This window comes from Amycolatopsis sp. EV170708-02-1 (assembly GCF_022479115.1).
In the GTDB taxonomy this organism is placed as follows: domain Bacteria; phylum Actinomycetota; class Actinomycetes; order Mycobacteriales; family Pseudonocardiaceae; genus Amycolatopsis.
The window spans coordinates 9,325,551-9,339,895 of sequence record NZ_CP092497.1 but is presented as its reverse complement, the minus strand read 5'-3'; the positions used below and the strand labels follow the sequence as shown (position 1 = coordinate 9,339,895).

General features: G+C 67.7%; 17 protein-coding genes and 1 tRNA gene. 9 read left to right on the top strand and 9 right to left on the bottom strand.

Annotated elements, in window-relative coordinates:
• The first annotated feature begins 2 nt into the window (after positions 1-2).
• Positions 3-542 (top strand): YbhB/YbcL family Raf kinase inhibitor-like protein, encoded by a 540-nt coding sequence (locus MJQ72_RS42950; RefSeq protein WP_240596545.1) that lies wholly within the window; start codon positions 3-5, stop codon positions 540-542.
• Positions 543-621: 79 nt separating this feature from the next.
• Here the strand turns inward: MJQ72_RS42950 and MJQ72_RS42945 are convergent, their stop codons facing one another.
• Genes MJQ72_RS42945 through MJQ72_RS42935 form a run of 3 tightly spaced genes read right to left on the bottom strand, consistent with a single transcriptional unit; the run spans position 622 to position 1,966 of the window.
• Positions 622-1,056, bottom strand: a complete 435-nt coding sequence (locus tag MJQ72_RS42945; protein WP_240596544.1) for a GNAT family N-acetyltransferase — start codon at positions 1,054-1,056, stop codon at positions 622-624.
• A 22-nt stretch (positions 1,057-1,078) separates the two neighbouring features.
• Positions 1,079-1,639, bottom strand: coding sequence for a TetR/AcrR family transcriptional regulator (locus tag MJQ72_RS42940; protein WP_240596543.1), 561 nt, complete (start codon positions 1,637-1,639; stop codon positions 1,079-1,081).
• On the bottom strand, positions 1,640-1,966 hold the full coding sequence (locus MJQ72_RS42935; RefSeq protein WP_240596542.1) for a multidrug efflux SMR transporter: 327 nt from the start codon (positions 1,964-1,966) through the stop codon (positions 1,640-1,642).
• Between the two features lie 153 nt (positions 1,967-2,119).
• Between MJQ72_RS42935 and MJQ72_RS42930 the strand changes: the two genes are divergently transcribed.
• The 3 genes from MJQ72_RS42930 (at position 2,120) to MJQ72_RS42920 (ending at position 6,109) form a co-directional block, all read left to right on the top strand.
• Positions 2,120-4,414, top strand: coding sequence for a (Fe-S)-binding protein (locus MJQ72_RS42930; RefSeq protein ID WP_240596541.1), 2,295 nt, complete (start codon positions 2,120-2,122; stop codon positions 4,412-4,414).
• 267 nt (positions 4,415-4,681) lie between these two features.
• Positions 4,682-5,083 carry a DUF742 domain-containing protein gene (locus MJQ72_RS42925; RefSeq protein WP_240596540.1) on the top strand — a complete coding sequence of 134 codons (402 nt, stop codon included), beginning with the start codon at positions 4,682-4,684 and terminating at the stop codon, positions 5,081-5,083.
• Positions 5,084-5,113: 30 nt separating this feature from the next.
• Complete coding sequence (locus MJQ72_RS42920; RefSeq protein WP_240596539.1) at positions 5,114-6,109, top strand: cation diffusion facilitator family transporter; 996 nt, start codon at positions 5,114-5,116, stop codon at positions 6,107-6,109.
• Here the strand turns inward: MJQ72_RS42920 and MJQ72_RS42915 are convergent.
• Together MJQ72_RS42915 and MJQ72_RS42910 are read right to left on the bottom strand one after the other, a co-directional pair.
• Positions 6,103-6,795, bottom strand: a complete 693-nt coding sequence (locus tag MJQ72_RS42915; RefSeq protein ID WP_240601577.1) for a CAP domain-containing protein — start codon at positions 6,793-6,795, stop codon at positions 6,103-6,105. The two genes, MJQ72_RS42920 and MJQ72_RS42915, sit on opposite strands and share 7 nt — an antisense overlap.
• 121 nt (positions 6,796-6,916) lie before the next feature.
• Positions 6,917-7,375, bottom strand: coding sequence for a MarR family winged helix-turn-helix transcriptional regulator (locus MJQ72_RS42910; protein ID WP_240596538.1), 459 nt, complete (start codon positions 7,373-7,375; stop codon positions 6,917-6,919).
• Between the two features lie 73 nt (positions 7,376-7,448).
• Between MJQ72_RS42910 and MJQ72_RS42905 the strand changes: the two genes are divergently transcribed.
• Complete coding sequence (locus MJQ72_RS42905; RefSeq protein WP_240596537.1) at positions 7,449-8,636, top strand: NAD(P)/FAD-dependent oxidoreductase; 1,188 nt, start codon at positions 7,449-7,451, stop codon at positions 8,634-8,636.
• On the opposite strand, the gene dcd is transcribed toward MJQ72_RS42905, so the two are convergent.
• Positions 8,633-9,214: a dCTP deaminase gene (gene dcd, locus MJQ72_RS42900; protein ID WP_240596536.1), complete on the bottom strand. Its 582-nt coding sequence runs from the start codon at positions 9,212-9,214 to the stop codon at positions 8,633-8,635. The two genes, MJQ72_RS42905 and dcd, sit on opposite strands and share 4 nt — an antisense overlap.
• 13 nt (positions 9,215-9,227) lie before the next feature.
• The gene (locus MJQ72_RS42895) at positions 9,228-10,430 is read right to left on the bottom strand and encodes an oxygenase MpaB family protein (RefSeq protein WP_240596535.1); all 1,203 of its coding nucleotides are present in this window, start codon (positions 10,428-10,430) and stop codon (positions 9,228-9,230) included.
• Between the two features lie 123 nt (positions 10,431-10,553).
• Here MJQ72_RS42895 and MJQ72_RS42890 point away from each other — a divergent pair.
• From MJQ72_RS42890 to MJQ72_RS42875, 4 genes are all read left to right on the top strand, one after another.
• Positions 10,554-10,624 (top strand) — tRNA-Gly (locus MJQ72_RS42890).
• Between the two features lie 65 nt (positions 10,625-10,689).
• Positions 10,690-11,337, top strand: a complete 648-nt coding sequence (locus MJQ72_RS42885) for a YdcF family protein (RefSeq protein ID WP_240596534.1) — start codon at positions 10,690-10,692, stop codon at positions 11,335-11,337.
• Between the two features lie 822 nt (positions 11,338-12,159).
• Positions 12,160-12,675, top strand: coding sequence for a hypothetical protein (locus MJQ72_RS42880; RefSeq protein ID WP_240596533.1), 516 nt, complete (start codon positions 12,160-12,162; stop codon positions 12,673-12,675).
• A 15-nt stretch (positions 12,676-12,690) separates the two neighbouring features.
• Positions 12,691-13,185 (top strand): GNAT family N-acetyltransferase, encoded by a 495-nt coding sequence (locus MJQ72_RS42875; RefSeq protein WP_240596532.1) that lies wholly within the window; start codon positions 12,691-12,693, stop codon positions 13,183-13,185.
• Positions 13,186-13,188: 3 nt separating this feature from the next.
• On the opposite strand, the gene MJQ72_RS42870 is transcribed toward MJQ72_RS42875, so the two are convergent.
• A complete protein-coding gene (locus MJQ72_RS42870) occupies positions 13,189-13,842 on the bottom strand; it encodes a hypothetical protein (protein WP_240596531.1) in 654 nt (217 codons plus the stop codon).
• Positions 13,843-13,927: 85 nt separating this feature from the next.
• Positions 13,928-14,329 carry a DUF4279 domain-containing protein gene (locus MJQ72_RS42865; protein WP_240596530.1) on the bottom strand — a complete coding sequence of 134 codons (402 nt, stop codon included), beginning with the start codon at positions 14,327-14,329 and terminating at the stop codon, positions 13,928-13,930.
• Between the last annotated feature and the right edge of the window lie 16 nt (positions 14,330-14,345).

The window sequence follows — 14,345 nt, the reverse complement described above, 5'->3', positions numbered from 1 at the left end:
GCATGCCGCAGGCACCCGATCCGTACGACTTCCTGCCCGATCTGCCTGCCTTCACCCTGAGCAGCACCGACATCGAGGAAGGCGGCTTCCTGCCGAAACCCCAGCTTTCCGGGATCTTCGGCGCGGGTGGCGAGGACCGTTCCCCGCAGCTGTCCTGGGAGGGTTTCCCCGCGGAGACCAAGAGTTTCGCCGTGACCTGTTACGACCCCGACGCCCCGACGGCGAGCGGATTCTGGCACTGGGCGGTGTTCGACATCCCCGCGTCGGTGACCGCGCTGGCCGCGAACGCAGGCGACGAAGCGGGCACCGGCCTGCCGGAAGGTGCCGTCACCCTGAAGGGGGACGGTGGCGTGAGGCAGTTCCTCGGCGCGGCCCCGCCGCCCGGACACGGGCCGCACCGGTACATCTTCACGGTGCACGCTGTCGACGTCGAAAAGCTGGACGTCGGCGAAGACGCGACGCCGGCGTTCCTCGGCTTCAACCTCTTCGGCCACGCCATCGCCCGGGCGTCGCTCACGGCCCTGCACGAGAACAAGGGCTGAAGGACGCTTTCCCCGCATGACACGCGGTGAAGGACGCTTTCGCCACGTCTCATGCGGGGAAAGGCCCCTTCAGCCCTCCCTAGGCCTGCCCGTTCGCCCGGCCCCGCTCCATGTACTGCCCTTCCGGCGGATCCCCGAAGCCGAACTGCCGGTACAGCCCGTGCGCGTCGGCGGTGTGCAGCATCCACCGGAACTCCGCGCCCGGCCCGTTGTCGATCATCTCCCGGACCAGTTCCTTGCCGAGCCCGGCGCCGCGCGCCTCGTCGACGACGAAGACGTCCGCGAGATAGGCACTGCCGATGGTGTCGGAGAATGCCCTCGCGAAGCCGACCAGACGACCGCTCGAAGTCTCGTACGCGCCCACGACGCGCCAAGCGTTCCTGAAGACCTTCTCGACCTGCTCGCGGTCTCGCCACTTGCCCCAGTAGACGCTGGTGGACAGGTACTTCCACACCACGTCGAGGTCCACCCGTGCCAGGTCGTCGTCCAGTTCGTAAGCGCCGACAGTCCTCATGATCCGAACGCTACCCAGCAGGTCAATGAGGTTTCAGCAGGTAGTCCACCACCGGCCGCAGCTCCTCGGCGGACGGCGGCTCGTCGTCGATGAGGCCCTGGATCAGCAGGCCGTCGATCCCGGCGAGGAACACCCGGAACGCGACCTCGTCGTCGTGCCGGACCATCGAGGTGAGCACGTCCAGCCAGCGCCGGGCGGCGGGCCGCAGCTCCGGTTTGCGCGCGGCCAGCAGGTACAGCTCGTACTCCGCCATCGTCCGCCCGCGGCGCGGGCCCAGCGCCTCCGCGAGCAGCCCGGCGACCTCTTCCGCGCCGCGGCTGCCGCGCGAGCGGGCGCGGTCGATCATCCAGTAGACCTCGGTCGCCATATCCCTCGCGCACGAGATGAGGGTGGCGACCAGCAGATCGTCGAGGCTGGAGAAGTGATAGGTCGTCGACGCCGTCGGCACGCCCGCCTCGGCGGCGACCGTCCGATGGGTGACGCCGGCGACGCCGTCCCGTTCGATCACGCGCAACGCGGCCGCGATGATCTCCTCGCGGCGCTTCTCGCCCCTGGCCTTGCGGCCGTCGACCTGGATCTTCACTTAGTGCGCGCCTCCCGCCTCGATCAACACGACACCGCCGACCACCAGTACCAGACCGGCGATCACGGAGAGGTTGACCGGCTCCTTGAAGAACACCATCCCGACGGCCGCCACCAGCGCGACCCCGGCCGCGGCCCAGATCGCGTACGCGACGCTCACCGGCACGCCCGCTTTCAGCACATACGCGAGCGCGACGAACGCGACGGCGTACCCGGCGACCACGACGATCGACGGGCCCACCTTGCTGAAACCTTCGGAAAGTTTCAACGACACCGTCGCGGATACCTCTGCGGCGATGGCCAAAGCGAGGAGAAGGTACGCACCCATGTCACAAAAACTACCTGGACGATCGTCTTAAAACCAAGAGAGGCGTACACCACATCGGTGGGACTTGGGCGCGGTCAGTGGGTTACCCATCAGTAAGAAGCATTACTCTGCCCCCACCACCACACGCTTCACTCGGACGAAAGGCACCCGACGATGGGCGCTGTACAGCTGACGCTCGGCGGGATCGCGGTCCTGCTCGGCGTCGTCGCCTGGGGAATGTTCTTCGCGACCATCGCCCGCTTCGTGCGGGTGATCCGCCTCGGTCAGCCGGACTCGACCCGCAACGGCCCGTTCATCCCGCGGATGAAGACCCTGATCAAGGAATTCGCCGCGCACACCAGGATGAACAAGGTCAAAAGCGTCGGCCCGGCGCACTGGCTGGTCATGTGGGGCTTCCTGATCGGGTCGCTCGCGCTGTTCGAGGCGTACGGCGAGGTCTTCGTCCCGACCTGGGGCTGGCCCATCCTCGACGACTGGTCGCTGTTCCAGCTGCTCATGGAGCTGCTCGGGGTCGGCACCATCGTCGGCATCCTGGTGCTGATCTGGGTCCGGCAGAAGAACCACCCGCGCCGCGCCGACCGGCAGTCCCGGTTCCAGGGCTCGAACTTCAAGTGGGCGTACTTCATCGAGGCCGTCGTGCTCATCGAGGGCATCGGCATCATCGGCGTCCGCGCCGCGAAGTCCGCGCTGAACGTGCACGAAACCCCGATCTGGGCCGCGTTCGTCTCGCATCCGATCGGTGAGCTGCTGCCCGCCAGCCCGGACCTGGTCTCGGTGTTCGCCTTCGTCAAGCTGATGAGCGCCACGATCTGGCTGATCGTCATCGCGCGCACGATGACCATGGGCATCGCCTGGCACCGCTTCAGCGCCTTCTTCAACATCTACTTCAAGCGCGAGGCCGACGGCGGCGTCGCGCTGGGCGCGCTCAAGCCGATGATGAGCAACGGCAAGGTGCTCGACCTCGAAGAGGCGGACCCGGACGAGGACACCTTCGGCGTCGGCAAGATCGAGGACTTCAGCTGGAAGGGCTGGCTGGACTTCTCCACCTGCACCGAATGCGGCCGCTGCCAGTCGCAGTGCCCCGCGTGGAACACCGGCAAGCCGCTTTCGCCGAAGCTCGTCATCACGCAGCTTCGCGACCACGCCTACGCGAAGGCGCCGTACCTGCTCGCGGGCGGCAAGCGTGACATGGCCGGCGATGAGGTCGGTCTGTCCGGCGACAACATGTACGCGGGTATCGACGTCCTCGCGATCGCGGAGTCGCAGAAGGCGCTCGTCGGTGACGATGGTGGCGTCATCGACCCCGAGGTGCTGTGGTCCTGCACCTCCTGCGGCGCGTGCGTCGAGCAGTGCCCGGTGGACATCGAGCACGTCGACCACATCGTCGACATGCGCCGCTACCAGGTGATGATCGAATCCGCGTTCCCCAGCGAGCTCAACGGGATGTTCAAGAACCTGGAGAACAAGGGCAACCCGTGGGGCCAGAACGCCAAGGACCGGCTCGCCTGGACCGAGGACCTGGACTTCGAGGTGCCGGTGTTCGACGGCGACCTCGGCGACACCGAGTACCTCTTCTGGGTCGGCTGTGCCGGCGCGTTCGAGGACCGCGCGAAGAAGACCACGCGCGCCGTCGCGGAGCTGCTGCACATCGCGGGCGTCAAGTACACCGTGCTCGGCTCGGAGGAGTCCTGCACCGGTGACCCGGCCCGCCGTGCGGGCAACGAGTTCCTGTTCCAGATGCTGGCGCAGCAGAACGTCGAGATCCTGAACTCGGTGTTCGAGGGCCGTGAACGCAAGGCGCGCAAGGTGGTCGTCACCTGTGCCCACTGTTTCAACACCCTCGCGAACGAGTACCCGGAGCTGGGCGGCCAGTTCGACGTCGTGCACCACACGCAGCTGCTCAACCGCCTGGTGCGGGAGAAGCACCTGACCCCGGTGGCCCCGGTCGCCGAGGACGTCACCTACCACGACCCGTGCTACCTGGGCCGCCACAACAAGGTCTACGACGCTCCCCGTGAGCTCGTCGGGGCCACCGGCGCGACACTGCGCGAGATGCCGCGGCACGGCGACCGCTCGATGTGCTGCGGCGCGGGCGGCGCGCGGATGTGGATGGAAGAGAAGATCGGCAAGCGGATCAACGTCGAGCGGGTGGACGAGGCGCTCGGCACCGCGCCGTCGAAGATCGCGACCGGCTGCCCGTTCTGCAAGGTGATGCTCAACGACGGCCTCACCGCGCGTCAGAGCGACGGCCAGGCGAGCGAGAAGGTCGAGATCGTCGACGTCGCCCAGCTACTGCTGACCGCGGTCAAGCGGAAGCCGGAGCCGCAGCTGGTCCCGGCGGGAGCGCCCTCTTTGGACGCCGTCTCGGACGCCGAACTCGACGGAAAGGCCGACGTGCCGACCGACGAAACGGCCACCGGAACCCCGCTGCCCGAGGAAGACAAGTAGAACGTCACATCCGGAGGGGACATTCTCTCGCACATAATGCGAGAGAATGTCCCCTCTTGTTTTATCCAGGCGCGGGCCATTTCGTTCCATTACCCGTTCGGCGGTACACCGTGGCGATAGGCTGCAGCGGATCCGGAAAAAAGGGGCGAGGAATCAATGGGCAACCGTCACGAACTCCGCTCGGCAAGAGAGCACCGGCTCGCCACACCGGGATCGCCGACCGTTCGCCCGCCCGCCAGGGTCCCCTCGTCCGCGGCCTTCGCCAGGATGGCACAGGAAGCGACCATCCCCAGCATCCCGGCCGCCCGGCGACCGCCGCGCCAGGAACGGAAACGCACGCGCGTCCGCCCGTACGTCCGCACGGGCGGACGCACCCAGTCCAAGCGGAACTTCGCGATCGAAGCGATGATTTCCGTCCGGCACGACGCACCGTGGACGGCGCCGGGATTCAGCGTCGAATTCCATTCCGTGAGATCGCTGTGCCGTCGTCCCACTTCCGTCGCCGAAGTAGCCGCGTCCTTATGCGTTCCACTCGGCGTTGCAAAGGTCCTTTTGGGTGATATGGCCGAACTCGGTTTGGTCACCGTTCATGAAACGCAGGCTGAATTCGACGGTCATCCGGCACTCGCCTTGATGGAACGCGTCCTGCAGGGATTGCGTCGCCTGTGAGATCGGCGCACCCGCACTACGCTACGCGAGGTGAGTGAAGAATCCGGTGACGAAAGCACCCTGACCGTGGTGCTGGCGGGTGGGGTCAACCTCGCCATCGCCGTGCTGAAACTGATCGCCGGGCTCATCACCGGCTCCGGCGCGATGCTGTCGGAAGCCGCGCACTCGGTGGCCGACACGATCACCGAGGTCCTCCTGCTGACCGCGCTGAAACGTTCGGACCGGCCCGCCGACCGCGTCCATCCCTTCGGCTACGGCAAGGAGCGGTACTTCTGGTCGCTGCTCGCGGCGGTGTCGATCTTCGCCTCCGGCGCGATGTTCGCGCTCTACGAAGGCTTTTCGACGGTCTTCGGCGAGGAGACCGAACAGACCGATCCGATCGTCGGCTACGTCGTCCTCGCGATCGCGTTCGCCCTCGAATCCGTCTCCTGGTTCCAGGCCGTCCGGCAGGTGCGCCGCGACGCCGCCGACTCGGGCCAGAAGGTCTCGGTGTATCTGCGGATGATCGACGACCCGGCGCCGAAGACCGTCCTGTTCGAAGACTCGGCCGCGCTGATCGGCCTGCTGCTCGCGTTCGCCGGGATCGGGCTGCACCAGCTCACCGGATCGCATATCTGGGACGGCGCGGCGTCGATCGCGATCGGTGTCCTGCTGGCGCTGGTCGCCTACATGCTCGGCCGGACCAACCGCGGCCTGCTGATCGGCAGGCAGGCGGACCCCAAGCTGGTGCGCGGGGTGCGGGACCACCTGCGGAACGCGCCGGAGATCGAGGCCGTCGTCGACCTCCAGACCATGTTGATGGGCACCGATCAGGTGCTCGTCTGTGCCCGCGTCGACTTCGACGATTCACTCGGCGCCGCGGAGGTCGAACGCGCCTGCGTGCGGATGGCGACCGAGCTGACCCGGACGTTCGGCGACGTCACCGAGGTGTTCATCGAACCGGTCCCGCGCACGGACGCCGAACTGCGCGCGGCCGTGCTGGCCCGCTACGGCGACATCGCCGAACGCTGGGCCAAGGATCAGTAGCCGAAGTTCTGCGTCCAGTACATGCCCTTGATGTTGACGCCGACGCCGATCTTCTTCAGCTTGCAGTTGAGGATGTTCGCGCGGTGGCCCTCGGAGTTCATCCAGGCGTCCATCACCTTGGCGGCGCTCGACTGCCCCTTGGCGATGTTCTCGGCGCCGGGCTTGTCGTAGCCGGCGGCGCGGATGCGCTGGTCGAACGTGACGCCTTCCGGCGTGGTGTGCGAGAAGTAGTTCCGCGCGGACATGTCGTCGCTGTGGCCCTGCGCGGCAGCGGCGAGATGCGACTCGTTGCTCACCGGCGAGCAGCCCGCGTCGGCGCGCTCGGCGTTGACGAGGTCGATGACCTGCCCGGCGAGCGAGCTGTCCTGCGAGCGGGGCGGTTCCGGGGCCTTGCTCGGAGTGGGCTTGGGGGCCTCGGAAGGCTGAGCGGGCGGCTCGGCCGGGGCGGAGGACGAGCTGGGCGGAGCGGAGGACGACGTGGGAGCCGCCGAAGACGACGTCGGAGCGGCCGAACCGGGTGCGGAGCCCTCCGGCGCCGGGGAAGACGTCTGGCCGAAGTAGGCGGGCGGTTTCGCGAGGGCGTCGCCGGGTCTGCCCTTGGTGTCGGGGACGCTGAGTGAGAGATTGCTCAGCGCGGTGCCCTGGAACCGATCGGTCACCATCAGGTAGCTCGCGCTGGCGATCACCCCGCCCAGCAGGACACTGAGCGTGACAAGCAGTAACCGGCTTCGCGTTCTATTGGGGGACACGGGGCCGAAAACTATCACGAACTGGTTACGGCAATACCCCCGAAAGTAGTAATACCGGTCAGCGGCTGAGGCGGCCCGTGGAGTCGTGCGTGATCGCCGTCGCGTCGGCGAGGAACCGGATCACGGTCTCCAGCTCGCCGTCCGTGTAGTTCTCGCAGGTCTCGCGGACCGACTTCACCAGGTGGTCCCACAACGGCGCGGCGGAGGCCATCCTCGCCGCGTCGATCTCGATGAGGACCTTCCGCCGGTCTTCGGGATGCGGCTTCCGGGCGACGATCCCCTTGCCTTCGAGCCTGTCGATGAGCGCCGTGATCGATGCCGGCGCGAGCCCCGAGAGCTGCGAAAGGGCCTTCGGCGTCTGCGGCCCGAAGCGGGCGAGGTAGTCGGTCACCTTGCTTTCGACGGCCGAAAGGCCGCTCAGCTCGGCGATGGCCGTGTGGAACATGACCGTCTCCGTCGACAGCGCACGCGACCCGCTGAGGACCCGCTCGACCAGTTCCGCTCGCTCGCTTGACACAGCGGCCAGCTTAGCGGAGTCTTTAGTTCGATAGAACGAATTAGTTTCTAAGAGATTCGATGGGGTGAACGACATGGCGAAGGCACTGATCGCCGGCGGGGGTATCGCGGGCACGATCACGGCGATCGCACTGCACGAAACGGGCCACGAGCCGGTGATCCACGAGGCGTACGACCGGACCGCGGAAGGGGTCGGCGCGTTCCTGACCCTCGCGGTGAACGGCCTCGACGCGTTGGGGCCGTTGGGACTGAAAGGCCTGGTCAAGGGCTTGGGCTTCGACACCCCGCGGATCAAGATGCACCTGGGGAACGGGCGCGAGCTGGCGGATCTCGCGCTCGGCGGGGAGCTGGAGGACGGCACCGTGAGCCAGACCGTGCTCCGCTCCGATCTGTACATCGCCCTACGCGACGAAGCCGTCAGACGCGGCATCGAGATCCGCTACGGCAAACGTTTGGCCGACGCGCGCGAGACCGGCGACGGCGTCCTCGCGACCTTCGAGGACGGCTCGTCGGCCGAGGGCGACCTGCTGATCGGCGCGGACGGGCTCCGCTCGCGGGTGCGGACGATCATCGATCCGCGGGCGCCATCACCGCGCTACGTGCCGCTGCTGAACACGGGCGGGCTGGCCGAAGGCCTGCGCCTGGACGACGAACCCGGCGTCATGCACATGACGTTCGGCAAGCGGCTGTTCTTCGCTCACATCGTCCACCCGGACGGTGGCGTCTGGTGGTTCGCGAACGTCCCCCGGAAGCGTGAGCCGTCTCCGGCCGACCCCGCCGTGACGGCCACCTGGCGAGAGGACCTGATCCGGCAGCTGGCGGTGGACCGCACCCCGGCCGTCGAGATCGTGCGCGCGACGCGGGAGATCTACCGGCCGTGGGCGACGTACGACTTCCCGAGCGTGCCGACGTGGCGGACGGACCGGATGGTCATCATCGGCGACGCCGCGCACGCGACCTCACCGGCGGCCGGGCAAGGCGCCGCGATGGCCATCGAGGACGCCGTCACGCTGGCGCGATGCCTGCGCGACGTGCCCTCGATCCCGAAGGCGCTCGCCGTCTACGAAGGACTGCGGCGCGAGCGCGTCGAGGCCGTCGTCGAACGCGGCAAGCGCAACGGCGACGACAAGGCGGCCGGACCCGTCGGGCGGGTGATCCGGGACTTCTTCCTCACGCGGGCGTTCAAGAACCCGCCGGACGAGGATCCGAACGCCTTCATGTGGCGGCACCGGATCGACTGGGAAGCGCCAGTGGCTTCTTAGCGCCAGGTGTCGACGCGGTGGAAGTTCTTGTACGCGCGGCTCGGGGTCGGCCCCCGCTGCCCCTGGTAACGCGAACCGGCCTCGTTCGAGCCGTACGGGAACTCCGCCGCGCTGGACAGGCGGAAGATGCAGAGCTGGCCGATCTTCATCCCCGGCCAGAGCGTGATCGGCAGGTTCGCCACGTTCGACAGCTCGAGGGTGATGTGGCCCGAGAAGCCGGGGTCGATGAAGCCCGCGGTGGAGTGCGTCAGCAGGCCGAGGCGGCCGAGGGAGGACTTGCCCTCCAGGCGGCCGGCGAGGTCGTCGGCGAGCGTGACGGTCTCGAACGTGGAGCCGAGGACGAACTCGCCGGGGTGGAGGACGAAGGGGTCTTCGCCCTCCTTCTCGACCAGCGACGTCAGCTCGTCCTGCTGCAGCTGCGGGTCGATATGCGTGTACTTGCTGTTGTCGAACACGCGGAAGAAGCGGTCGAGTCGCACGTCGATGCTCGACGGCTGGACCATCGTCGGGTCGAACGGGTCGACGCCGAGACGGCCGGCGTCGAGCTCTTTACGGAGGTCACGGTCGCTGAGGAGCACGCGATCAGCGTAGTCAAGCGGCCTTCATGTGCCTGCCGTAGGTCGGGTCGAGCCCGAACACCTTGGTGACCTGCCGGAGATAGTGGCGGCGGCCGGCCGCCCCGATCAGCTCCTGGAGCGCCGTCGCGCCGGGCACCACCCGCCGGACCGTCTCGGCGGCGAAGTTGACCCCGGCCGCCGCGACCACGGCCGCCTGGGCGATCGGATCGTCGGGCAGTTCGAGGAAGTCGGCGTTGGTCTTGCCGAGCAGGAGCCTGCTGATCGCCCCGTGCCCCGCGACCGACACGTGCGCGAGCACCTTGCCGAGCGCGCCGCGGCCGTCGCCGACCCCGGCGTGGGCCTTCATGAGCGCCGCGGCGAGCCGCTTGGAATCGTCGTCGGGAATGAACTCGGTGGTCGCGAGCAGCCACAGCAGACGCCAGGCGTCGTCCTCGCCGGCGGGCAGGAGCTCCTCGTCGACGCCCATGAGCCAGCCGACATATCGCCAAAGGTGCAGGATGTCGGCGCGTTCGCGGGCGCTGTAGCGGAGCCCGAGCAGCTGGGTGCCGAAGACGTAGACGAGGGAGAAGAGCAGGAGCGTGCCCGCGGTCTGGACCTGGTTGACCGGCCTGTCCCAAGCGGCGTAATCCCAGTCCTTGCGGCGGTTCATGGCCGCGCGGACGTGGGCGTGCACGATCCGCACGCGCAACGCGGACTCGTACCCGCGACCGCCGGGCACCAGCGCGCCCGGCGTCGTCACGTGGATCCACCACGTCGCCGTCTCGACGAGGCGTCGTGCGGCCTTGTACTCGATCTCGCCGGTGCCGACGAGCGACTTCGTGGCGCGCGAAGCGAGATAGCCGCCCATCAACGAGACGTCGCCGAGCGGGAACAGGCCGAGCAACCCGGCACGCGTGATCGCCCGCGCGCCGCTGTCAAGGCGGTCCGGGTCGACCCAGTACGGCGTCGCCTCCACGTTGCGGAAGAAGGCTTCGAGCTCTTCCGGCGGGCTCTCGACGCTGTCGATGCCTTGCCGCAGCGCCTGTTCGAACTCGGGCCGGCTCGTGCGCAGCAACGGCACCAACACGTCGGCCGCCGGATCCTCGCGCTGCGCGAACTGCCGCAGCCGGGCCACCTGGCGCTCGTCACCCCTGATGTCGCCGTCGATGAACAGCCTCGACGCGACCCGGAACCCGCCTTGACGGAACAGTTCGGGGTCAGGCAGCCGCTCGCCCATCCGGATCACCTCCGAGGTAGACAACAAGTGTTGTCACTTTCGGCTGCGGCGTCAAGGTCGGCCCGGTCTTGGGGCGGGGTCTTGGCAAGGGGAGATCCGGACCATGTATGCTGGCCGAGCACTGCGGATGTAGTTCAATGGTAGAACATCAGCTTCCCAAGCTGAATACGCGGGTTCGATTCCCGTCATCCGCTCTCATGCGAAAGCCCCAGGTCAGTGGATGTCCACTGTGGACCTGGGGCTTTCGCTTTGGAGTCCTATGACCTTGCCGGATGACCTCCGCCACGACGTCCAGACGCTCTGGGACTACCACGACATGCGGCACGAACTCCGGCCCGCCGACGTCGGGATCGGACTCGGCAGCCACGACCTCGGCGTCGCCACCTGTGCCGCGGAACTGTTCCACACCGGGATGGTCCCGCTCGTCGTCTTCACCGGCGCCAACGCGCCGACCACCGTCGGACGCTTCCCGCGCGGCGAGGCGGTGCACTACCGCGAACACGCGCTTGCGTTGGGCGTGCCGGATGACGCGATCTTGGTCGAGCCCGAGGCTCGGAACACCGGGGACAACATCACGCTCACCCGGAAGCTGCTGGAGTCTCGCGGCCTCGAGGTCGGGTCGGTCGTTCTCATCTCCCGGCCGTATCAACAGCGGCGTGCTCATGCGACCTGCAAGAAGCTATGGCCCGAGGTGGACGTCGTGTGCGCTTCCCGGCCGTTGCCGCTGGACGACTACGTCGAGAGCATCGGCGATGTGGATCGGGTGATCAACATGCTTGTCGGTGATACGCAACGGATCGCCGTCTACGCCGAGCGTGGTTTCGCTGTCCGGCAGGACATTCCGAGCGGAGTGGCGGAGGCTTACGACCGCTTGGTCCAGGCTGGCTTCAGAGAGCGTCTTGTGTGACAGATCGATCGCGCCAGCCAAGTTTCACTGCAGCGGCCAAGGCGGATAGGCCTAAGACTTCCTCGCCATTACAGCGCTGCCGGAACAGGCCCTCTTCATGCGCACTGCGCATTTTCCCGTAAAGGACGCGACTCAACGGCGGCATTTCGCTCCATCGCGCGAGTACGGCCTCGTCGCTCAAGGACGGGTGGTCCAGAAGCCGTTCGGCGAGGCTAGGCCCCGAAGACCCTTCTTCGAGAGAACTGAACAGCTCCTGCAGGAGTCCTTTGAGGGCGAAAACATAGCCGTCTGGTGGCCAACCTCGTTCGAGGGTATATCGGTCCTTGAGGTCATGGCAGTCAAGACAAGCAGTCACCACGTCGGTTCCGCGTGCGACCTTGGGACGGGGAAGTGATCATGCTCATGCCGTCCGTCGATCTGACGATCACAGTAGAAGCAGGTCGTGCAATCACACCTCGACCGTCGCGCGAGCCGACAGGCTTCCGCCGTGTCCATACGGTTCCTCTCTGCTCGACGACCTCTGTCGGCAAGCGGTTCAACTCGATCCGCCGCCGAGTTCATGGCGGGCCAATTCCCTGGAACGCCGGCCGAGATCATGCTCGCCGTCGAACACACCTGCCATGCGAAAGCGACGGCGCGACGGCTCAGCGGCCGGCCGCGCTTGGGCCAATTGCCGAGGCGGTGTCGGCACAGCGCACACGCGAGCTGTAACCGGGTCCGGGCTTCCGCCGGTCGCCTTAGCGCCATGCACGCCTCCAGTGAACACGACCTGGCCGGGGACTCGTCCCCGGCCCAGCGGTTACCTTCTGCACCGTGCGGAGAATGTCGAGCGACAGTACGGCCGCGGCCTTGCTGACCGTGCTGGCCGGATCGCTGATCCTTCCGCTTCTCCTGGTCGGCGGGATCTTCCTCATCGTGGGCTTGAACACGGGTGGCACCCCGGGGCCGTACACCGTGGTTTTCGCCAAGGCGGGTGACGAATGCGGGGCGACAGGCCAGTATCTCGACTCGTCCACAGGGGAACCGCTGAGGTGCATGGGGCCGGGCGTGCTGCGGGACGCCTCGCTCGAATTCCCCGGTTTCTCCCGCGAGCAGAACGACGAGGTTCGCCGCTGGCTGGCCACGTTGGCGGAAGACGGTGAGCTGAGCGTCTTCGACCATCGTTCGGTCCAGGCCAAGGTCGACGGGATCGCGGCCGGATTGCCGCCGGGGATCCGTGTCGAGCGGGAATCCGGCTCGACACGGCTCTGGATCGGCGCGACGCTGACCGGCGCCGGCCTGCTCCTGCTTTCCGGCTTCGCCTGGCGGTGGCGCCGGAACCACCGGGCAGGGTTTTGATTTACCGTGCCAGGTATGGAAATCCGGGAGTTCACCGAAGCCGACTGGGCGCAGGTCTGGCCCATCGTGCGCGAAGTCGTGCGGGCGGCGGACACGTACACCTACGACCCGAACCTTACCGAGGACGACGCCCACGGCACCTGGGTCGAGGCGCCGCCGGGCCGGACGGTGGTCGCGGTCGAGAGCGGCCGGGTGCTGGGCACGGCCAAGATGGGCCCGAACCGGGGCGGGCCCGGATCCCATGTGGCGACGGCCAGCTTCATGGTGGACAACGACGTTCGCGGCAAGGGCATCGGTGGTGCGCTGTGCGCGGATGCCCTGGATTGGGCCAGGGCGCAGGGTTTCGCCGGTATGCAGTTCAACGCGGTCGCCGAGTCGAACGCGGCCGGGATCAGGATCTACGAGCGGCTCGGGTTCGAGATCGTCGGAACGGTGCCCGGCGCGTTCGAGCACCCGGCACTGGGGCGCATCGGGTTGCACGTCATGTACTGCGACTTCGGCCGCGGCTGAGCGTCAGCCTTCGACGAGTTCCCAAGGGGCGTCGGCGCTCGGCCGGTCGTACACCTGGCCGGGCGCGGCGCTCAGCACCAGCGCGACGTCCGGGTACAGCGTGACGGCGTGTTCCATCTCGAGGGCTTCGACCTCGAAGTCCTCGCTCTCCGGGACCTGGAAGCCGACGAGCAGCCAGCTTCCGTCGGCCTCGCGGACGACCTGGCGGACGGCGCGCGCCGGGGCGGCGGGGTCGGTCGAGATCTCGGCGAGTTCGGTGCTCACCTGGACTTCTTCCAGCGGCGAGCCGGGATGCGTCCACGCGGCGAGGCGGGCGGCGCGGACCAGGAGGTCTTCCTCGTCGTCGTCCGAGTCGGCGACCGAGCTCAGCAGCCAGGTGCGCCGTTCCGGATCCCAGTCGGCGGCCATGCCGGTGGGGAGGCCGGCCAGCGCGGCGATCTCCGGGATGAGCTCCACCGCCTCCCGCAGGGGCAGCGCGCCGAACGCGTCCTTGTTCTCCTCCATGTTCTCGGAGAACTCGTTGCCGTCGCTGATGAACCAGTCGCCGTCGTCGTCCAGTACGACGAACGCGAGGTTCGACGGGTCCTCCACCAGCGACCGGGAGATGATCACCGGCGACTCGGGATCCTGACTCAGCGGCCAGTTCTCGCTCGACATGCTGGGCTCCCAACGGGGTTGTCCGGCTGTGGGGCACCATCCCACCATCTCCGGCGTTCCCGTCGCGCACCGGACCGGCGGAAGGTCATTCGCTGAGGTCGTACTCGTCGACGTCGAGCGCGGCGGCCGCTTCGGTGAGGAACGCGATCACGGCGGGCGAGAGGTGCCAGCCGAATTCCTCGCCGCCGTCACGGTGATGGAAGTAGCGCACCACCTGCAGCACCGCGCTCGCGCCTTCGTCCACCAGCCGCCGGATTTCCGGGCGGACCGGGGCGAGCCTGCCGATCACGCTCTCGATCTGGTCGTCGACCGGTTCCGAGCCGCGATGCGTCACCTTCCAGGCGTGCATCCGCGGCAACCGGTTCTCGGCGGACCGCGAACCCAGTACCAGGACCTCGTCGGGCTCCATGCCGAGCCGCGCGGTGATCTCCCCGGCGGACACGGTTTCGCTCTTCAAGGCGAAGTAGCAGTACTGGTGGACCTTCATACGCCCGGGACCCTAG